Raw genomic sequence first — 19,445 nt, 5'->3', positions numbered from 1 at the left:
CCGCTGTACTCACCCCCTGTCTCTCTCGCGTCGCAGCAGTTCCTCGAAGTGGGTCGCCTGATAGGCGTTCCCGGCCCGCCGGTAGGCGTCGGCCGTACGCGACAGAAGGGCGCAACGCTCCTTCCGGGTCCGCAGGAGGGCGCTGTCCCGCACCAACTGCCAGGCCTCGGCCAGCCGCCGCGCCGAGCCGCCCAGGTCGCCCCGCGTGTCGAGCAGGCGGGCCAGTTCGTTCAGCAGTGCCAGCCGGATGGCGGGCGACGGGACCTCCGAGCCGGAGTCCAGGCATGTGCGCAGGGTGTCGCACGCGCCGGCCGTATCACCGGCGGCAACCTGCTCGCGGGCCTGCTCCAGCGCGCTCTCGCCGGGCGGCGGACGGCGGGTCCCGGCCTCGGCCTCGGCCAGCGCGTCCAGGAGTTCCGCCGCGCTGCGGAAGCGCCGGGCGGGTTCGAACTCCAGACAGCGCAGCACGACGGCATCGATCTCGCGGGTCACCGTGTTGTTCAGCCGGGACGGCGGGGCCGCCGCGTGGCCCTCCTTCTTCCGCTGGTACAGCCAGTCGCCGTGCAGGGCGTCGGGCAGCTCGGGGGGCGGTATGAGGTGCGCGAAGGGGAGCCGGCCGGTCAGCCCCTCGTACATCAGCACCCCGAGGGAGTACAGGTCGGAGGCGGGCACGCTCTGCCCCTGGGAGGTCTCGGGCGCCATGTACGTGAGCGTGCCGGCGACTCCCGGCACGGTTCCGGACTCGAGCAGCCTGGCGGCGAGACCGAAGTCGATCAGCCGTACGGTCAGGTCCGAGCCGAGCAGGACGTTGTCCGGCTTGAGGTCCCGGTGCAGCAAGGGCTGGTCCAGGGAGTGCAGTCCGCGCAGCGCCACACAGATCTGCCGCGCCCAGGTGAACAACTGCTTGGCGGAGACCGTCCGCAGGCTTCGGAACTGGGCGGCGAGCGTGGTGCCCTGCACGAACTCCATCACCAGGAACGCCCGGCCACCGGCGTCGTGGGCCAGCCCCCCGTCGTACACGTGGACGAGGTGGCGGCGTGCCTCGGCGTCGGTCATCCCGTCCATCGCCTCGGCCAGCCGCAGGACGTCGGAGAACCGGTGCTGGGCGTCCGCCTCGGTCATCCCCGTTTCCCGGGAGATCTTGCAGGCGACCCGCCGGACGGGACGGCCGAGGACGCGCTGCTCGCTGAGGAAGACCGCACCGAAGGCGCCGCCGCCGATCCACTCGGTGAGCAGATAGCGGTCGTTGATCACCCGGCCCTCGAACGACCGCAGATCCGTCCCGGCTCCGTCGTCACTCATGGCCCGCTCCCGCCGTATCAGCGGTAACAGTCGTCTCCGCCGTAGCAGTCGTCTCCGCCGTGTCAGCCGTGTCAGCCGTCTCCCCGGTGTCAGTCGTCTCCGCCGTTTTCGTCTCCGTGGCGGGGGCGAAGCGGACGTCCATGCGGGGGCCGCCGGGCCCGTCGGGGTGAAAGCCGAGTTCGATGCGGGCGCACTGCCGGAACTCGGTTTCCCTGCGCCCCTGTTCGAGAAGGATGGGGTTCTCGATCAGGTCCGACAGAATCTTCGCGATGATGCGGCCGCCCTCCTTGCCGCCCGACTTCTCGTTCAGCAGATGTCCGTGCCCGGCGGCGTAGTGGATCAGCGCCTCGGGGACGACCAGTTCCTTCTCCCGTTTGTCCAGCCAGAACGCGCGCTGCCGGTCGACCAGTTTGCGGCAGATGCCGGTCATCGCGTCCAGGTCCAGCGGCCGGAACACGATGATCCGGCGGATACGTGCCACGAACTCGGGAGAGAAGACAGGGCCGCCGTGCGCGCCCTTCCCGACTTGGAGCAGAGCCTCTTTCACACTGGCGACGATCTCCTCGTCGGGCCGTCGCTCCCGGCTCATCCGGGAGATGATCTCCTGGCCCGCGTTGCTGGTCAGGATGAAGATCGCCCGGTCGCCGTGGGCCTTGACGCCGCGCTGGTCGACGATCCAGCCCTCGTCGAAGAGGTTGAGGAAGGGCCGCCAGACCTCGGGGTGGGCCTTCTCCGCCTCGTCGAGCAGGAAGACGCAGTACGGGTCCGCGTTCAGCTCGTTGATGAGGCGGCCGCCGCGCTCGTAGCCGATGTATCCCGGTGGGGAGCCGATGATCCCCGACACGCTGTGTGCCTCGGAGAAGTTCTCCATGGGGTAGGTCTGCAGGCGTTTGGAGGATGAGTAGAAACTCGCGACGGTCTTCGCCAGTTCGGTCTTGCCCGTCCCCGTCAGGCCGGCGAAGAGCATCACCGAGGCCGGACCCCCGCTCGCACCGGCCAGGCCCGCCTTGATGCGGCGCAGCTCGTTCGCGACGACCTCGACCGCTTCCTGCTGGCCGAACACCGAGCCGCCCAGCGCCTGTTCGTAATCCGTCCGTTCGCCGCCCGTGCCGGCGATCTGCCCGGCGGGCACACCCGACACCTCGGCGATGACCCGCACCACGTCCTCGGTGTCCACGACGGCCCGGGTGTCCCCGAGCTGCGTACGACGGTAGTCGAGGTCTTCGCAGGCCCGGCGGAGCACCTTGACGGCGGCCAGCGGCAGTCGCTGGTTGAGGATGTAGTCCCCGGACAGGACGACCGCCCGGTCGACGACACGGTCGTCGACCTCGGTGCCGAACTCCGCTTCCAGCGCGTCCGCCGCCTGACGGACCATGTCCCGTGCGGAGGCCCGGTCCGGCTCGGTCATGTCGATGCGGGTGGTGAGTTCACGCAGGGCGTGGTCGGTGGCCAGCAGGTCGTCGTACTCCTGGCCGGACAGGATCCCGATGAGGTGGATCCGGCGTTCCTTCAGCGCGCTGCGCAGGGCCTGTACGTGGTCGGTGCCCTGGGGACCGCGGAGCATGGCCCCGAGTCCGTCCAGGCACACGATGAGATCGGTACGGCCGGCCACATGGGCGATGATCCGGGCGAGTCTGGCACCGCTCTCGGTGTCCGGTACGTCACGGCAGTCGACGCGCAGCAGGCGCTTTCGCCGCAGGAAGGGTAACTCTCCGGCCGCCGCGCGCCTGGCCAGTTCGCGGACCAGAGTGGTGGTGCCGACCCCTGCGGGCCCGGTGATCAGCACATGGTTGTCGGTCGTACGGTGCAGGGCGCGGCCCAGAGCGTCGAAGTAGCGCTCCAGGTGCCGGGCGGATGCGATCCCCTGGGTCCGCGCCAGCCAGGTGAGGTCCTCGGCGGGCGGTGATTCCGGCGGTAACCGGAAGGGAATCTCGCGCGGTCCCGAGGCGCGCGCCTCCCTGACGGACTGGGCGAGCAGTTCCCGCATGCGGGCGAGGTCCATCCGGAGCGGCTCCGTCTGGAACACCGAAGCGAGCCTCGGCGGTGGATCCTCCAGCAGGGCATCGAGCAGATGCGGTGTGTCGACCAGCTCGGCACCCCAGACCACGGCGGCGCGCTGGGCCCGCCGGAGCAGGTCGAGCATCGGCTCTCCCAGGCCGTCGCGGTGCAGCGGGGGTGTGTCCTTTCCGTGCTGGGACAACCGGAAGGCGCCGCTCAGCAGCTCCGCGACCTTCGCCAGGCCCAGTTGGGGTGGGATCTGGAGCCGGACGAGCCGCTCCGTCAGACCCTCCGTCTCGCTCAGCAGGGCGAGGAAGCAGTGCGGTGGCAGCAGCCGGTCGTACCCCAGCTCACCCGCGCGCCCCGCGGCCTGTTCCAGAACGGCCCAGGCGTCGGCCGAGAACTCCTCGGAGCGCAGCCGTCCGGTGTCGTCCAGCAGTGGGGGAGCCGGCTCGGTGCTGACGCGGACCTGGTCCCGCAGGGTCCGCGCGGCGGCCGCCGTGTCGAGAATCCGCAGGAACCGCCGGTCACCGGCGTCGGGATGGTCAAGGACGCAGGCGACGAGCAGTTCGAGGCAGAGAGGGCGGAGCCGGTCCTGGTCCTGGGCGAACTCCGCGGCGAAGCTGTCGAGGGCGGCCAGCGTCTCCGGTGCGAACCGCTCACGTCTTCCGTCGAAATCGAAATCCTGTCCGCCCTGGCTCTCCGGGTTGTACACGGCGATGGATTCCAGCAGATGCCGCGGTTGGGCACCTTCGGCGAGAGTGAGCGCGAGTGCCGACAGAACCGCCTGGTCGTCGGAGTCGATCGCGGAGTAGAGGATGTCACTCGGCCGGACCGTCCCCGAGCAGCGCTGCGTCGCCGCCGAGAGGACATCGATCACCCTTTCGTCGAGAAGGGTGTGCGGAGTGAAGATCCCCTCCGAAAAAAGCGACAGCACGACAGCATCCCCGTACCCGTTCCCGGCACACCGTCTTCGCGGAGTACGCCGGAGCCAGTGGCAATTTCCCCGTTGCCCCCACAGTTTGGCACGCGGTACGACGGCAGCAGCCGTCAATGGACCACATCACCTCGATAGGTTCACAACACCCCGGGACTGCCGGACTGTCGCGGCCCGCCCCTCGACAATCGACGATCTTCACCACGATCCCGCCCCGGACGCTCTCCTCGTTCCTGACGGGAATGTCGGCCCGTCCTGACCACGCCCCTGACCTCCGGCTTCTCGCCGAACAGCCGACGCAAGGGTGTCCGACGGCGCGCGACATGCCGGCGGAATTCGGGACCTTCGGAGACGACGAGGCACCCCGGAAGACGATGTCCGGGTTCGACTCGTGTTCGTCCCACAGCCGTTGACGGGTCGTGGTGAGGGCCAGGAGGACCAGAGCGATCCACTCAGAGACAGTCGCGCCGCTTGAAGATGACGTACAAACTGCTGCACACCACCGCCATCAGAACGATCGCGAAGGGGTAGCCGAGCACCCAGTGCAACTCCGGCATGTGCTCGAAATTCAGCTTCCCGATGGCCGCCGAGGTGTGCGAACGCGTCCGCAGCCAGGCCGTGGCGGCCAGGAGGAGCGCGGAGAACGACGGTGCACAGCGATGCCTTTGGCAAGTGGTACGCGAACCTCACTCACCCGCAGCGTCCCGGCACGGTCTCCTTCAAGGCGACCCTGGCCGACACCGAGGGCAACGGCTACAGCGGCACGATCCACCACGCGTACCGCACGGTGAGATGAGCCGACCGGTCCACGCCACGTTGATCCAGCGGCACTCCGACGAGGAGCCTCAGCCGGACGACAAAGGGCCCAGGTTTCCGACCTGGGCCCTGGGGGTCGTGCATGATCCCGCTGCCAGGCCGTCGGTAGCGGCCCTCGGCATGGATGGCGCCGGTGTGCGCTCCTCCCCTCCCGGTCAGGTCTGTGCCAGTGCCGTGGTGTGCGCGGGCAAGCGGTCCGGCAACGGCTGCTCGGTCCAGATGCACTTGCCGTCACGCGTGTAGCGGACGCCCCAGCGCTGGCTGAGCGCGGCGACGAGTTGCAGTCCGCGCCCGCCTTCGTCGGTGTCATGGGCACGGCGGATGCGGGGGGTGGTGAGGCTTCCGTCGGAGACCTCGCAGATGAGGCTTCGGCTGCGGAGCAGGCGCAGCCTCAGGGGTCCGCTGGCGTGGCGCACGACGTTGCCCACCAGCTCGCTGGCGAGCAGTTCCGTCGTCATCACCAGTTCGTCGAGTTGCCATTCGGCGAGTCGACGACGGATGTGGGAACGGGCCTGGCCGGCCGCGACCGGATCCTCAGGGAGCGTCCAGACGGCTACGTCGTCGTGGTGCAGAGCGTGGATCCGGGCGATGAGCACGGCAGCGTCGTCGCCGGTCTGCTCGCCTTCCGGCAGCAGGGCCTCGGTGAGCGAGGTGCACAGCCGGTCCAGGCGGCCGGCCTCGTCCATCTGTTCCCGTGCGTCCCACCGCGTCCACGGCCCGGTCGCGCGGGCCGGGGGCAACGTGTCCGAGGCGGCGAGGGCGGTGGTCAGTTGCACGATGCCGGTGTCGATGTCGCGGTGGGCGGACTCGACGAACCCATCGGTGTAGAGCACCAGGAGACTCCCCTCGGGCAGCACCAGCTCGGAGGCCTCGAAGGGGGGTGTGGCCGCGCCGAGTGGTGGGTCGGCCGCCAGGTCGAGCAGCCGGACCGTACCGCCAGGGCTGACGACGGCCGGCGGCGGGTGTCCCGCGCAGGAGACGGTACAGCTACCGGTGGCCGGGTCGTACAAGACATACAGACAGGTGGCGTAGAAGTCGTCACCGAGATCGCTGACCAGGTCGTTGAGGTGGGAGAACAGCTCGTCCGGTGGCAGTTCGAGGCCGGCGAGGGTGTGTACGGCGGTCCGCAGCCGCCCCATGGTGGCGGCCTCGGACAGGCCATGGCCCATGACGTCGCCGATCACCAGCGCGACCCGGTCGCCGGACAGCTCGATGACGTCGTACCAGTCGCCGCCGAGCATGCCCCCGCTGGCCGGGAGATAGCGGGCGGCGGTGGTGACGGCGGGCAGCGGCGGCAGTGCGTGCGGCAGCAGACCGCGCTGCAACTCCTGCGCGCGGTGATGCTCGGCGTCATACAGCCGGGCCCGCTCCAGGGTCTGTGCGATCAGTCCGCTCAGTGCGATCAGCAGTCCGCGCTCGGCGTCCGCGAGGCGGCGCGGTCTGTCGAAGGAGATGACACAGCCGCCCACGACGTGCCCGGAGACCGTCAGCGGGAGCAAGGCCCAGGCGTGCTTTCCGCCGAGGGCCGCGAAAGCGGCGAGCCCGGGATAGTGGGCCTCCAGAGCCTGTGGCGAGTCGATGAACCGAGGAACACCGTCGTGAAGCGCCTGGTCGAAGGGGTTGGTCCCGGGCCGGTCGGGGAGTCGCTCGATGTAGGAGCGGGGGTAGCCGACCGATTGGACCGTCCGGTCGCCGCCGGGGCCGGAGGCATGCACGATCAGCCCCGTGGCCCCGACGAGCGGCAACAACCGCTCCGCCACGGCGTCGATCACATCCTGCACGGTGAGCGCCTCGGCGAGTGCCCTCGTCAGGCCTCCGATACGGGCGGTGCGCTCGGCGGCCGCGCGCTCCTCCGCGGCGCGTCTGGCCTGCGTCTCGCGCTGCTCCGTGACATCGGCCAGATAGACCGTCAGCCCGTCCGGCACCGGGATGATCCGCAGGTGGTAGAAGCGCCGGTCGGTCGGCGACCTCACGTCGAGACCGGTGGCGACGCGATCCGCCATGGCGCTGCGGCACCGTGATTCGAGGCCGGGCACGGCGACCGCGGGCAGCTCCCACAGCACACGGCCGATGAGGTCGTCCGAGGAACCGAGCAGCTTCTGGGCCCGCTCGTTGACGTACATGATCCGCCCGTCGGAGTCGACGGCGAGGAAGCCGTCACTCATGTGCTGCAGGGCGCGGCCGACCGAATCCATCGCGGCCCGCGTCTCGGTGGTCGCCCACAGGCGGCCCACCATACGGGCCGGACGGCCGTCGTCCCCCTCGATGATCCGACCCCTGGCCTCCACCCACCCGACGGTGCCGTCGGGGCGGAGCACCCGGTGCCTGACGCCGTACTCCCCGCCCTTGCGCAGGGACTGCTCCGCCTTGGTCACCACAGCCGGCAGATCCTCGGGATGGACCAGTCCGCGCCAGGTCTCGATCCGTCCGTCGAAGTAGTCCGGGGAAATACCGAGCACGTGCGGCATCTCCTCGTCCCAGACGATGTCGCCGGTGCGGATGTCCCAGTCCCACGCGCCGACCCGCACGGACTTCCGTGCCGCCGAAAGGGATGGTGCGGCAGGACGGTCCGTGGCGTCGGCCCCCAGCAGGTCGGCGATCCATCGTGCGGCCACTTCGAGAAGACCCCGCTCCGCGGTGGTGGGCGGCCCGGGCCGGCTGGTCAGGACGGTCAACGCCCCGACGGTGCCGCCGTCGCGGCACAGCGGAACGGCCGCCACGCCGGTGTGCGGGGCCAGGGCCCGACCGGGGGATGCCGACATCCACACCACCGCGCGTTCGTGGATCGCCCGGGCGGTAGCCGCCTTTGTCTCGGCTGCGACATCCTCTTCGGGGAGGCGGTGGTCTTCCGGCCCGTCGCCGGTCAGCGTGCATCGCAGGCGAAGGCTGCCGCCCGGCCCGTCGAAGAGGTACACCATCCCGCTCAGAGCGCCGACAGCCGTCACCGTCTGCTGCAACGCCGATCGCAGAGGAGCGCTTTCTGGTGTTTCATCCACTTTCATATCTTCGCACTGGAGGAGAGAGGTGGCGGGGTGGCTCACGCCCTCACGGGTCGTGCACCGGGCCGTGGCCCGGCGCGAGAACTTCCGCCTCCGCCTGCGCACTCCCGCCGTACGGGGTAGCCACCTGGCCACCCACTGGGACTGGCACCTCACCCGTTCGATCGCTCTGGGTGACAATCGGTGGTCCCGATGGCTGGGACTGCGGCACTGCTGATCGAGGCTGGCGCCCCCAGTGAGGGAGAAGGCGACGAAGCGGAGCGCGTTTCATTCCCCCCAGATTCTCCCCAGCGTTCTCAGGCCGGCGGACGCTGACCGCGCTGATCGACTCCCGCGCCTTCGAGGCCGCCCTGACACAACTCCTGATCACACTCGAACACGCCCCAGACCGGGTCGACGAACTGGTTCTGACATGCGTACGGCGCTTTCTGGCGGTGTTCGATTCCACCGCCGCACGTGCGCCCCGCCGTTCCATGGGCGCCGACCGCCACGTCGGCCGACTGCTGGTCCGCGCGTACGTCCAGGCCACCTCGCCCACACGGCGGTCCGAGATCCTCGACCTGCTGGACCGACTGCTGCTGATGGGGCCCTTCGGAGTGGCCCAGGCGATCGACGACGCCGACCGGCGCTGAAACTGAGAGAGGGCAGCCCCTCGCGATGCCGGAGCGCCAGGAGCCCGGCGGATGCTCCCGCCGTGTGCCGCCGCGCGCCCCGGCGTGCGTCCGGTGCACCGGACGGAATCCTTCGCCGCCGGGGTGGCCGGGTGCTGTGCTGTCCGGATGACGCACGGTTCGAAACCTGACGGCCGCGTGGCCTTCCTCGACACGTTGTCGCCCGGAGCGCGCGCGGATCTCACCCGGCTCGGCACGCTACGCCGCTACGCCCTGGGCGACGTCCTCATCCGCGAGGGCGACCACGCACAGGAGTTGATGGTCCTCCACGAGGGTTTGGTGAAGGTGACCGTCCGGCTGAACCGGGACCGGGCGTCCCTCACGGACATCAGGATCGCCGGGGACGTCGTGGGCGAGGTGGCGGTGATGGATGCCGGGCCCCGATCGGCCACGGTCACCGCCTGCGGCGACGTGCTCGCGAACGTCGTCCCGGCCCAGGAACTGGAGTCCTTTCTCCAAGCCAGCTTCGAGACGTCAAGGGCCTTCCACCGCATGCTGTGCGTCCGGGTGCGCCGGGCCGACCGCCTCCGCCTGGAGTTGGGCGCATACCCGGTCCCGGTCCGGCTGGCGCGCGTCCTGGTCGAACTCGCCGAGTCGTACGGGCAGCCGAGGTGGACCTTGAAGGGAGACGACTGGAACAGGTTGAGGATCGACGTGAACCTGTCCCAGTCGGAGTTCGCCGCTCTCACCGCGTCCACCACGGACACCGTGCACAAGGCACTCGCCCAGTTGCGGAAGGACGAGATCATCACCACCGGCTGCCGACAGACCTCCATCAAGGACATGGCCCGCCTGCGCGAAGCAGCCTTGCTCAGAATGCCGGCCACGTAGGGCTATGCCGACCTAAGCCGTGCAAATGCGGCTTACTTGGCCGCCCTCGCCCCTTCCTCCCATAGTTGGCGTGCACCGCACCCAACACCCCTTGGAAGGTGGCGAGTTGTCGTGAACGCAATCTCTTCCGTCCGGCCGCCGGACGGGTTGCCGCACCGCAGGCTGTGCCTGGCGGCGGACGTGGAGCAGTACAGCCGTCTCGACACCCGGACGCAGTCGGCCGTCCAGGCCGACCTGGTCCGGATGCTGGACGAGGCGGCGGCGCTGGCCGGGCTGGACCGCGCCGCCTGGGCGCGCCAGCCGCAGGGCGACCTGGAGTTCGCCGTTCTCCCCGAAGCCACGCCGGAGGCCTCCGTACTGGGGCCCTTCGTGCATCACTTGACGGTCCGTCTCCGGGACCGAAACGCCCGCCCAGCCGTCCCGCGGGTCAGGCTGCGACTGGCCGTGGATACCGGAGTGGTGGCGGACGCCGCCCTCGGCCACGCCGGCCCGACCCCGGTCGCCGTGGCACGCTATGTCAACGCGCCCCAGCTCAAGGCCGTACTCGCGTCCCTCATCGCGGCGGATCTCGCCGCCATCGTGTCGGACCGGCTGTACCAGGACGTCGTGCGGTCCGGGCAGTCGGACCTCGACCCCGCGCAGTACGTACGGGCCCATGTGCGGGCCAAGGAGTTCGGCGGCTACGGCTGGATCCACGTGCCGGGCCACACAGGGCACGATGTGCAATCGGCCATGGCGGAGGCGCCGGCGCCGAAGCCCTCCCCGGACGCCGGCGCCCCGAGCCGGACGTGCCTGTCCCAGTACGTGCACCAGGGAGCCGCCGTCGGCCGGGACATCGTCGGCGGTCTCACCGTCGGACTGCCCGTGCCCCCTCCGCCCGCCGGCTCCGGGCCCGCCCGGTGACGGCCCCCCACGAGGCCCCGCCCTGGCGCGAGCGGGGTGAGAGCCAGTGGGCGGACTACGGAGTGAACGTCGGACACGCTGTGTACGGCGGCATTCACTTCCACCCGCCCGCCGCGCCCGCCGCGTGGTCCCTGCGCCGGAACGGGACGGCGCACCCGGCCCGCACGACGTGGCACACGGCCGTGCGGCCGGCGCTGATCGGCCTCGCACGTGCCTGTGACCGAGCCGCTGCCGCCCTGGCGCACCTCCGTCCCGACGAGGCCGGAAAGGAGGAGGGATGACCTCGACCGGACCCACGAGCCTCTTTGCCCGGATCAACCGGGATGTCCTCGGACCCCCCGATGCCCCGCAGCCGTCCCTCATCGTGCACGTCGGTTCCCGAGAGGTCCCGCTGTCCGTGGAGGAGAGCAGGAGGGCACTCTACGGCCCACAACGGGACGCGGCGCTGGGCGCGGCGGTCTGGCGACATGCCGTCACCCAGGCCCGGCGGGAGTCGCGGGACGGTGACGACACCGGACGACTGCTCCTCCTCTGGCTGGTCCTGCCCGGGGTGTACCGGAACCTGCGACGGATCCTGCGCACCTGGCAGCGGGTCGACCGGGCCGACCTGGAGATGGAGGCGGTCCTGGCCGTGCTCGCTGCCCTCGACACGGCGGACCCGGACGACCCGGACACAGGCGTCCGCCTGATCAAGGAGGCAGTGAACCGCATGTGGGCCTACGCGAACCGCGTCACGCGGGAGATCCCCGTCATCGACCTCGGTGCTTTCGCCGAGGCCCGCAACGCCACCGTCCTGCCGGAGGAACGGCGCCGCCCGCCCCAGGGCTGGGAAGTACACATCACGCCCCCGCCCCAGCGCGAAGGCCTGTACGCCACGCTTCGCTTCGCCGAGGCGCGCCCCCGGCAGGGCGACCGACGGATCGGTACCCGCCTGCCCGACCTGGTGTTCCGGGCCCGCCGCCACGAGGAGGCCGACCTCATCGGCACGCTGGTCCTACGCCCTGCGGGAGTCCGGAGGTGAGCGGGCGGTCCGGCCCGCCGCTCGGCTTCGCGGAGGCCTTCGACCTGCCCTTGAGCGTCGACCTGCGCACAGCTGCCCGCGCTTTCGACATCTGCCCCGCGACGGCGTACAAGCTGATCCGCCTCGGTGCCTTCCCGTGCCCCGTGCTGCGGGTCGGCGGACGCTACCGCATTCCCACCGCCTACTTGCTGCGGACCCTCGGCATTGAGGAACGGCCGGTGTACGCCGTCCCCTTGGAGGACGGCGCGGTGCCGGCAGAGCAGGCCCACGACATCCACACCCGCGCATCGGAGGTTCCCGCATGATCACGTCACAGATGCTCCGACAGGAGTCCGACCAGCCCCGCAAGTGCTTCGTCGTCGGCCCCATCGGCGACCCGTACGCCGAGCACGGCAGCCCCGAGCGGGAGGCGTACGAGCACCACCTTGGCATCTTCGAGCAGGTGATCGCACCTGCTTGCGCGAAGCACGGCATCAGCGCCGTGCGCGCCGACGGCATCACGCACGCCGGTGACATCAACGAGCAGATCTGCCGATACGTCGTCGAGTCCGACCTGGTCGTCGCCGACGTCAGCGGTGGCAACCCCAACGTGATGTACGAGCTGGGGCTGCGGCACATCACCGGAAAGCCGACGATCCACATCGGGGAGGCCGGTCAACTGCCCTTCGATATCGCGTCGATCCGGACGATCCGCTACCAGCGGACGCGCAGTCATCTGGCCGGAGCCCGCAAGGAGATCGAGAGCGCGTTGGAGGCCGGGCTCCGCGACGGCTTCGAACTCCTCACACCGGCACGGGTGCTGCGCGGGCTCCACACCGGTGACGAACCGGCTTCCGCCTCGGAGATCGGCGACGGCGGTCAGGCCGAGGACGAGGACTCGCCCGGTCTGCTCGACGACTTCGCCGTGATCGAGGACGGGCTCGACGAGATGGCGGCCGACATGGAGGCGATCACGAAGACGGTCGAGACGATCGGAGTGCTGACCGAGCAGTCCGGCAGCGAGATGCTCGATCTGGCCCAGGCGAACGCGCCCATGAGCGCGCGGCTCGCTGCCGTCGCCCGGTACGCGGAGACGATCAGCGCGCCAGCCAGCGAACTGAACGCCGTCGCCGCGGCGTTCGCGGAGCGCATGACGACGCTGGACAGCGGGGTACGGGCCGCGCTGGGCCTCATCGAGATGACGCCGCCCGACGAACGAGGCGATGGGGCGGACGAGTTCCTGGAGCAGCTCATGTCCCTGGACGAAGCTGCGCAGCACGGTCTGGCACAGATGGGCTCGTTCGGCACCTCGGCGGGCGCCATGGTCCGGGTGAGCCGGCACCTCCGCAAACCGGTGAAGGAGATCTCCGCTGCGGTGAAGCAACTGACCTCCGCTATGACGAGGATGGGGGAGTGGGCGGCCAAGGCCCGCGCGCTGGCCCACAGCCCTAATACCTGACACTTCCGTGAAGGGACCCGAGCCTCCCCAGGGCTCGGGTCCCGTGCCGTCTCGCCCGCTGCTTCCACACTCACGGTCCGCTACCGACTGCCTGTTCCTGGCAGTGTCTGTGCCTTACACCTCCACATCAGCCACGCCGTCCACGTGTTCGTCTCCAGCATCCTGCCCATTCGCTACCGGCTCGTCTGCCGCCGATAGCCGAGAAGGCGGATACGAGGTGCTCGTTGACCACAGAGGGCAGCGTCCGTGGTGAACAAGCCCGAGCGCTGCCACTCAGATCATGGGAACTCTCCCGATACTCAAGCGTCCAAGTGCCCCGTTAGGGGGCTGACTGGTAGGCAGACCGGACGACCACGACACACAGGGGCCGGGACTGGCGCTGACCAGTAGCCCACCCGAGGGCAGTCCGGGCATTCTCTGACCGCAAATGAGCGCGCAGAGCCGTGAGTTGTCAGTGTGGGGGGCGATGATGACTATCGACGTACTTCTTGTCCATGGGGGGGCATGGTGCACCTGAGTCGCATCGCGGTGAGCGGGTTCCGGGCGAGCACGGAGGGCGAGATGGTCTGCTACCTGCCCGGCCGTTTCAGTGTTCTGGTCGGGGCCAACGGCGCCGGAAAGACGACGCTCACGGATGCGCTCTACCTCGCTCATCCCAGTTCCCGCTTCCCGGTCCTGCCGAGGTACGGATCCGCCACGCTCGCGCCCGAAGGCTCCAGCCGTGCCATCGAGGTGGTGTACAGACTGGCCGACAGTCTCGCCGAGGAAGGGCGCCTCGGACGCCAGCTGCACGCTGTCGGCCACCAACGGCTCGGTGCGGTCGCCCAGAGCTGGGGTGTCAGATTGAGCCGCAGGCTCGGCAGCGTCGCCACGAAGGTCGATGCGGCGCACGGCAGGTCTCTGGACTTGGATCCGTACAAACTCATCTACCTGCCGGCCTGGCGTCATCCCCTGGACGAGCTGGCCCGCCGCGAGGCACGGATCCTCGTGGAACTGCTTCGTGCCGAACAGCAGCGCCTGAGCGGCACCCGGAACCTCGTGGGTCTCCGGGCACGGGCCTCCGAACTGCTGGAGAATCTGGCCAAGGAAGGCATCATCGATGCGGTCGAGGCGCGGATTCGCGGCTACATGACGGATCTCTCGGCCGGGGTAAGTCCCCAGTGGCCGTACATACGCGGCCAGGTCATCGACGATACCTACCTCGCCCGCGTGCTGGAGCTCATGCTTGCCGTGATGGAGGGGCGCACCTTCGCCCGGCCTCTCGAAGTGTCCGGGTTGGGATATGTGAACCTGTTGCACATAGCCGTAACCCTGGCGGCGATACCTGACTCCACCGGGCTTCCGCAGGATACTGCCTGGCCTCACTCGGATGCCCCTGATCTGCCGCCCCTCACGGCGGAGGAAGAGATCCAGCAGGCGGCCCGGAACCTCGAACAGGCGCAGGCCGATGCCGAGTCGGAGGAGGACTCCTTCTTCGGTACGAAGCCCTTCCACGCAACGGTCGTCATAGAAGAGCCCGAGGCGCACCTCCATCCGCAGTTGCAACACGCCCTTGTCCGATACTTGCGTAGGACCGTCAAGGAGCGGCCGGAGCTGCAGGTCATCCTCTCCAGCCACGCGACGGACGTCATAACGTCCTGCGCCCCGGAGGAACTCGTCGTCGTGCGCCGGACGGCGGAAGGAAGGGTGTGCCGTGCCGTTGCCGACGTCGTGCCGACCAAGCACCGTGACGTCACGCTGCGGAAGACTCGGCTCCATCCGGATGCGAGCCGGTCCGCCGCTCTCTTCGCGGATCGTCTCGTCCTGGTCGAGGGTGTCACCGACGCCGCTATCGTTCGGAAGTCACGATCTGGACCGACTTGGTAGCCACAATGGTCACCATGACGCCCGTCGAGCCGTCGGAGGGCCAGAAACGGACGCCCCGGGCCGCCTTCGCCAATCTGCGGACGAGGCTGGAGGTCGCCCACGAGGGGCTGATTCCCGGCATGACCTGCCACCAGACGAAGGGGCGGGAGTGGGACCGGGTCGGCGTCAGGCTGGAGGAGGCCGACACGGCCGTGCTCCGGAACGGTCTCGATCCCGCCGACGAGGCCCACCGTGCGCTCTACGTCGCGCTCACCAGGGCACGTCACCTCAGTCTCGCGGTGTGAGAGCCTTTGCTACCTACTCACTTCCTGGTTCTTACGCTGATCGATTGCAGATGTGATCTCATCCGGACGTGATCAGTCGATGTCCGGATCATTGGCCTCCTCGAGGAGACGGGTCGCGAGGTCGTCAGCCCACTCCACGGCCCAAGCGCGGAGAGCGATGATCGTGGCGTCGTCGAGCCCGTAGGCGGAAAAGGCTTCGTCGTCGGTCCACTCGGCGCCCGTCAGATTCGCCTGCAGATCCTCGCGCTCGAAGCGGCCGCGGGCGTGGCGGCGGCCGAACTCTTCGAGCTCGGCATTGGTCCAGCGGCGGGAGGCTGCGAACACGTCGATCAGATCACGGGGCGCTCCGCGGTCGGCGAGAGCGCGGACCTTGGTCCCGATCACGTCCTCCTCCGCGAGGACGGGCCCGTACGGGCTCTGGGCGACCGGCCGCCAGAAGATCTCCTTGAGGATGTCGACTTCGCATTCTTGCCCGGTGGCCGGGTCGGCCACGGTGAAGCGGGCGGACAGCGGGGCGGTCTCCAACGCGTGTACCTTCCAGCCGCGGGCTTCCAGGCCGGCGCGGAGCGTGGCTGCGATGTCGGCCATGGGTGCCGGGTTCTCGGTAGCGACGTCGAGGTCCTGGCTGGGGCGGTTCACGAGGCGGTGTGCCCGCACGGCGTATCCACCGGTGAGAACCAGTGGATACGGCGAACCGAGTGCGATCACATCCGCCAGGAGCCGCGCGTGCAGCTCCGGCATGTCCGTCACGCGGCCGCCCGGGTGCGGGAGGCGAGCTCGGGGAAGGTGTCCTCCCACACGGTGCGCACGGTGCGGCCGACGAGGGTGCGCAGCACCGGCCACAACTTGAGGAGCAGGTCCCGGTTGAGGTAGCTGGGGAGGTCGTCGTGCAGGCCCTCGTGCAGGACGGTGCGGTACAGGCCCATGCGCTGGCGAGGTTTACCCAGGTCGTATGAGGTCATTCCGGACCAGGCCAGGTGCAGCGGTAGCTCCACGACACCGCGGGTCGGTCCGTGTAGCTCGTCCAGCGACTCCGGTAGACGGCGTCGGAACTTTTCCCGGTACAGCGCGAGGTCCTCGGCGTCCGCGCCAGAGAGGTTCCTCGTCCCGGGTCCGGAGTGCTGCGGGTGGGAGGTCATGCCTCCATTATGGCGGCCGCACAGGGCCGGAGGCTTGTGGCTCCATCCATGGAGCCAATGTCACGGTCTGTTGTCCATTGCGGATGTAGCAACGGATACCGGCGAGACTCGTGGCGTGGAACGGGGCGGCGACGAAGTTGCCGGTACAGGGCCCGTGCCGTCGGCAGATTCTCCCCGGATTCTCCCCAGCGGCTTCAGGAGGGCAAAAGTACTGGTCAGGGGTTCAACGGAGGCAGGTAGACGAGATCACCCGCATCACTTCTCCCCAGAGACTCCCCAGGGCTGATTTTGACCCGATCCGTGACCGGTGCGAGAGCAAAGACCGCACAAGAGCTGAGCTCGGCAAGATGGACTCAGAGCCAGTCCCGCCGCTTGAAAATCACGTACAAACTTACGCAAACCACCCCCATCAGGCCGATCGCGAAGGGGTATCCGAAGCTCCAGCCCAACTCAGGCATGTTCTCGAAGTTCATGCCGTAAATAGTTCCGACCAGCGTGGGAGCAAACAGAATCGCCGCCCACGAAGAGATCTTCTTGATCTCCTCGTTCTGTTCGAAGCCCGCCTCCGCCAGTGCTCGCATTTCCGCGTTCTGTTGTTGGGTGACGAGGGTGGCGTTGACCGTGAGGATGTCGGCGAGGGCCTGGCGGAAGACGTCGACGCGCTCGCTGGTGTGGGTGACGTGGTCGGCGACGTCGCGGAGGTAGCGCTGGAGTTCCTCGTCCGTCTCGTATTTGGTGAAGCCGGCCATGAGGCCGTGGAGCATGCCGACGAGGGGTCGGGTGGCGCGCTGGAACTCGACCATTTCGCGGGAGAGTTCGTAGATGCGGCGGGAGACCTCCGGGTCGCCGCGGAAGACCTCCGTCTCGATCTCGTCGACGTCGTTCTGCACACCGGCGACGACGGGCGCGTACCCGTCGACCACCGCGTCGAGGATGGCGTAGAGGACCGCTTCGGGGCCGAGCTTCAGCAGCTCCGGGGTCTCCTCCATCCGGCGGCGGACGGCCGACAGATCGGGTGCCGCGCCGTGCCGGACAGTGATGACGAAGTCCGGCCCCACGAAGACGTGCAGCTCGCCGAAGTCGACCTCCTCGGACGCGTCGAGGTAGCGGGCGGCGCGCAGGACGACGAAGAGGGTGTCGCCGTAGCGCTCCAGTTTCGGGCGTTGATGCGCCTCCATCGCGTCCTCGACGGCGAGCGGGTGCAGGTCGAACTCGGCTGCCAGGGAGAGGAGTTCGCCCTCGGTCGGGCGGGCCAGCCCGATCCACGCCATGCCGGCCGGTGCCTCCCGCAGCTCGCGGTAGGTGTCCGCGAGTGTGGCGGGGGAGGCGACGCGTACGCCGTCCTGGTACAGGGCCGCCTCCACCACGCTGGCCGCCCGCTCGGCCGGCGCCGCCGGTTCCGGGCTGGGCGTCGTCGGCTCGGCGGGTGGTGTCGACGGAGGGGGCAGGGCGCGGCGCCAGCCGGACTTTCGGCCGCCCCTCGCGGCTGGTCCGGCGCTCTTCGAGGCCGGACGGGCGCGTCGATCGGCCATCGCGGGTGCCTCCCGAGTTGCGCGTACACGTACGACTGTGTGATCACCGAGCAGGATATACGGGGCAAACGCCGCGGGAGTCGGTGAGGGGTGGACGAGAAGTGGGGAAACGAACGCCGAACGGGAAGCGGGGGAGGGAGTTGGCGAGGAGGGAGGAGGCGACGAGGCGGGAGGGAGGAGGCGGCGGGGGAGGAGGGGTAGGGAGGAGGCGACGAGGCGGGAGGGAGGAGGCGGCGGGGGAGGAGGGGTAGGGAGGAGGCGACGAGGGAGGGTCGCGCGGAAGGAATACGGCCGGAAGGGGGGCCGAGACCCGGCTGTCGAGGACAGATCCTGTCCTTAATCCCCGCTAGCGTGCCCGGCATGACGAACAAGGCGACCCAGACCGCCGCCCCCCGGCTCGGCACCCACGCCCTCAACCGCGCGACCCTGGCCCGCCAGCTCGTGCTCCACCGGGCACCCGTGTCCGCCGAGGCTGCCCCCGCCAAGACTGCCTCCGCCAAGCCCGCTTCCGCCAAGCCCGCTTCCGACAAGCCCGCCTCCGTCAAGACTGCCTCCGCGGAGGCTGCCTCCGCCAAGCCCGCCTCCGACAACGCCACCCGCTCGGCGCCCCCGCCCATGTCCGCCCAAGACGCCGTCGCGCACCTCCTCGGACTGCAGGCGCAGAACGTGCGGCCGCCGTACTACGCACTCGCCGCCCGACTGGACGGCTTCGCACCCGCGCAGCTGTCGGCGCTCATGGCCGACCGGGACGTCGTGCGTATCGTCACCATGCGGTCCACGATCCACACGCACACCGCCGAGGACTGCCTGACCCTGCGGCCGTTGGTGCAGCCGGCCCGGGAGCGGGAGCTGAACCTGTTCCGCAAGGGGCTGGCCGGCGTCGATCTCGACCGGCTCGCGGCCATCGCGCGGGAACTCGTCGAGGATGAGCCGCGCACCCTGAAGCAGTTGCGTGAGGCATTGCTCGTTGAGTGGCCCGACGCCGACCCGTTCGCCCTCGGTGTCGCCGCGCGCTGTCGGCTGCCGCTCGTCCAGGTCACCCCGCGGGGCCTGTGGGGGATGAGCGGGCAGGTCGCCCTGACCACCGCCGAGCACTGGCTCGGCCGCCCCGCCGAAAAGGCCCCGGCGCCCGAGACCGTCGTCCGGCGCTATCTCGCCGCCTTCGGGCCCGCCTCCGTCAAGGACATGCAGACCTGGGCCGGACTGACCCGCCTGCGCGAGGCGTTCGAACGGCTGCGCCCGGAGCTGCTCGTCTTCCGTGACGACAGCGACACCGAACTCTTCGACCTCCCGGATGCGCCTCGCCCCGACCCGGAGACCCCGGCCCCGCCCCGGCTGCTCCCCGAGTTCGACAATCTGCTCCTCTCCCACGCCGACCGTTCCCGCGTGGTTCCGCCGGACCTCAAGGGCCGTTCCTGGCAAGGGAATCAGGCCTACCGCACCTTCCTCGTCGACGGTTTCCTGGCCGGCATCTGGAAGCTCGACGCCGGTGTCCTCACCCTCGAACCCTTCGGCCGTCTCACCGAGCAGCAGCGGGCCGACCTCGTGACGGAGGCGGAGCGCACGCTCACCACGCTGCACGGGGACGAGGGCGGCGCGTACGGCAAGGGCGGCGCGTACGACATCCGCTTCGGCACGGTGGCCACGTGACACCCGGCGCCGACCCGGACATTGGAGAGGGGGCGCCGCGAACCGCTCGTGGCAGGTT

Annotated in this window: 18 protein-coding genes and 1 pseudogene; 12 read left to right on the top strand and 7 right to left on the bottom strand. The window is 69.6% G+C overall.

The genetic code is table 11. From position 1 onward, the window contains the following. Window positions 1-9: 9 nt before the first annotated feature. The 3 genes and pseudogenes from ACFU53_RS26200 to ACFU53_RS26190 form a co-directional block, all read right to left on the bottom strand. A complete protein-coding gene (locus tag ACFU53_RS26200) occupies window positions 10-1,302 on the bottom strand; it encodes a serine/threonine-protein kinase (RefSeq protein ID WP_383997107.1) in 1,293 nt (430 codons plus the stop codon). Further along, complete coding sequence (locus ACFU53_RS26195) at window positions 1,295-4,237, bottom strand: AAA family ATPase (RefSeq protein WP_383997104.1); 2,943 nt, start codon at window positions 4,235-4,237, stop codon at window positions 1,295-1,297. Before ACFU53_RS26195 ends, ACFU53_RS26200 begins: the two co-directional genes overlap by 8 nt. Window positions 4,238-4,689: 452 nt before the next feature. Next, a pseudogene (locus ACFU53_RS26190) lies at window positions 4,690-4,884 on the bottom strand (hypothetical protein); the annotation flags it as partial. A 2-nt stretch (window positions 4,885-4,886) separates the two neighbouring features. Between ACFU53_RS26190 and ACFU53_RS26185 the strand changes: the two are divergent. Next, on the top strand, window positions 4,887-5,033 hold the full coding sequence (locus ACFU53_RS26185) for a hypothetical protein (protein WP_383997101.1): 147 nt from the start codon (window positions 4,887-4,889) through the stop codon (window positions 5,031-5,033). A 175-nt stretch (window positions 5,034-5,208) separates the two neighbouring features. Here the strand turns inward: ACFU53_RS26185 and ACFU53_RS26180 are convergent, their stop codons facing one another. Further along, window positions 5,209-8,049: a SpoIIE family protein phosphatase gene (locus ACFU53_RS26180; protein WP_383997098.1), complete on the bottom strand. Its 2,841-nt coding sequence runs from the start codon at window positions 8,047-8,049 to the stop codon at window positions 5,209-5,211. 28 nt (window positions 8,050-8,077) lie between these two features. Here ACFU53_RS26180 and ACFU53_RS26175 point away from each other — a divergent pair, with 28 nt between their 5' ends. From ACFU53_RS26175 to ACFU53_RS26130, 10 genes are all read left to right on the top strand, one after another. Beyond that, on the top strand, window positions 8,078-8,269 hold the full coding sequence (locus ACFU53_RS26175) for a hypothetical protein (RefSeq protein WP_383997095.1): 192 nt from the start codon (window positions 8,078-8,080) through the stop codon (window positions 8,267-8,269). Window positions 8,270-8,486: 217 nt separating this feature from the next. Then, on the top strand, window positions 8,487-8,684 hold the full coding sequence (locus ACFU53_RS26170; RefSeq protein WP_383997092.1) for a hypothetical protein: 198 nt from the start codon (window positions 8,487-8,489) through the stop codon (window positions 8,682-8,684). A 147-nt stretch (window positions 8,685-8,831) separates the two neighbouring features. After that, entirely contained in the window at window positions 8,832-9,554 is a 723-nt protein-coding gene (locus ACFU53_RS26165; RefSeq protein WP_383997089.1) for a Crp/Fnr family transcriptional regulator, read from the top strand. Between the two features lie 111 nt (window positions 9,555-9,665). Further along, on the top strand, window positions 9,666-10,457 hold the full coding sequence (locus tag ACFU53_RS26160; protein WP_383997086.1) for a hypothetical protein: 792 nt from the start codon (window positions 9,666-9,668) through the stop codon (window positions 10,455-10,457). Then, on the top strand, window positions 10,454-10,738 hold the full coding sequence (locus tag ACFU53_RS26155) for a hypothetical protein (protein WP_383997083.1): 285 nt from the start codon (window positions 10,454-10,456) through the stop codon (window positions 10,736-10,738). Before ACFU53_RS26160 ends, ACFU53_RS26155 begins: the two co-directional genes overlap by 4 nt. After that, window positions 10,735-11,478 carry a hypothetical protein gene (locus tag ACFU53_RS26150; protein WP_383997080.1) on the top strand — a complete coding sequence of 248 codons (744 nt, stop codon included), beginning with the start codon at window positions 10,735-10,737 and terminating at the stop codon, window positions 11,476-11,478. Before ACFU53_RS26155 ends, ACFU53_RS26150 begins: the two co-directional genes overlap by 4 nt. Next, on the top strand, window positions 11,475-11,783 hold the full coding sequence (locus tag ACFU53_RS26145; RefSeq protein ID WP_383997077.1) for a helix-turn-helix domain-containing protein: 309 nt from the start codon (window positions 11,475-11,477) through the stop codon (window positions 11,781-11,783). The genes ACFU53_RS26150 and ACFU53_RS26145 overlap by 4 nt, the downstream gene beginning before the upstream one ends. After that, on the top strand, window positions 11,780-12,916 hold the full coding sequence (locus tag ACFU53_RS26140; protein ID WP_383997074.1) for a hypothetical protein: 1,137 nt from the start codon (window positions 11,780-11,782) through the stop codon (window positions 12,914-12,916). Before ACFU53_RS26145 ends, ACFU53_RS26140 begins: the two co-directional genes overlap by 4 nt. Before the next feature lie 735 nt (window positions 12,917-13,651). Then, window positions 13,652-14,782 (top strand): ATP-dependent endonuclease, encoded by a 1,131-nt coding sequence (locus ACFU53_RS26135; RefSeq protein WP_383997071.1) that lies wholly within the window; start codon window positions 13,652-13,654, stop codon window positions 14,780-14,782. Window positions 14,783-14,796: 14 nt separating this feature from the next. After that, window positions 14,797-15,066, top strand: a complete 270-nt coding sequence (locus ACFU53_RS26130) for an ATP-binding domain-containing protein (RefSeq protein WP_383997068.1) — start codon at window positions 14,797-14,799, stop codon at window positions 15,064-15,066. A gap of 72 nt (window positions 15,067-15,138) precedes the next feature. On the opposite strand, the gene ACFU53_RS26125 is transcribed toward ACFU53_RS26130, so the two are convergent. From ACFU53_RS26125 to ACFU53_RS26115, 3 genes are all read right to left on the bottom strand, one after another. After that, entirely contained in the window at window positions 15,139-15,807 is a 669-nt protein-coding gene (locus tag ACFU53_RS26125) for a nucleotidyl transferase AbiEii/AbiGii toxin family protein (protein ID WP_383997138.1), read from the bottom strand. 5 nt (window positions 15,808-15,812) lie between these two features. After that, the gene (locus tag ACFU53_RS26120) at window positions 15,813-16,205 is read right to left on the bottom strand and encodes a hypothetical protein (protein ID WP_383997065.1); all 393 of its coding nucleotides are present in this window, start codon (window positions 16,203-16,205) and stop codon (window positions 15,813-15,815) included. Between the two features lie 353 nt (window positions 16,206-16,558). Continuing rightward, window positions 16,559-17,737, bottom strand: coding sequence for a magnesium and cobalt transport protein CorA (locus ACFU53_RS26115; protein ID WP_383997062.1), 1,179 nt, complete (start codon window positions 17,735-17,737; stop codon window positions 16,559-16,561). A gap of 360 nt (window positions 17,738-18,097) precedes the next feature. Between ACFU53_RS26115 and ACFU53_RS26110 the strand changes: the two genes are divergently transcribed. Further along, the gene (locus ACFU53_RS26110; RefSeq protein WP_383997059.1) at window positions 18,098-19,387 is read left to right on the top strand and encodes a DNA glycosylase AlkZ-like family protein; all 1,290 of its coding nucleotides are present in this window, start codon (window positions 18,098-18,100) and stop codon (window positions 19,385-19,387) included. Window positions 19,388-19,445 lie beyond the last annotated feature (58 nt).

This window comes from Streptomyces sp. NPDC057474 (genome assembly GCF_042802555.1).
In the GTDB taxonomy this organism is placed as follows: Bacteria; Actinomycetota; Actinomycetes; order Streptomycetales; family Streptomycetaceae; genus Streptomyces.
This window is presented reverse-complemented; position numbering and strand designations above follow the sequence as displayed.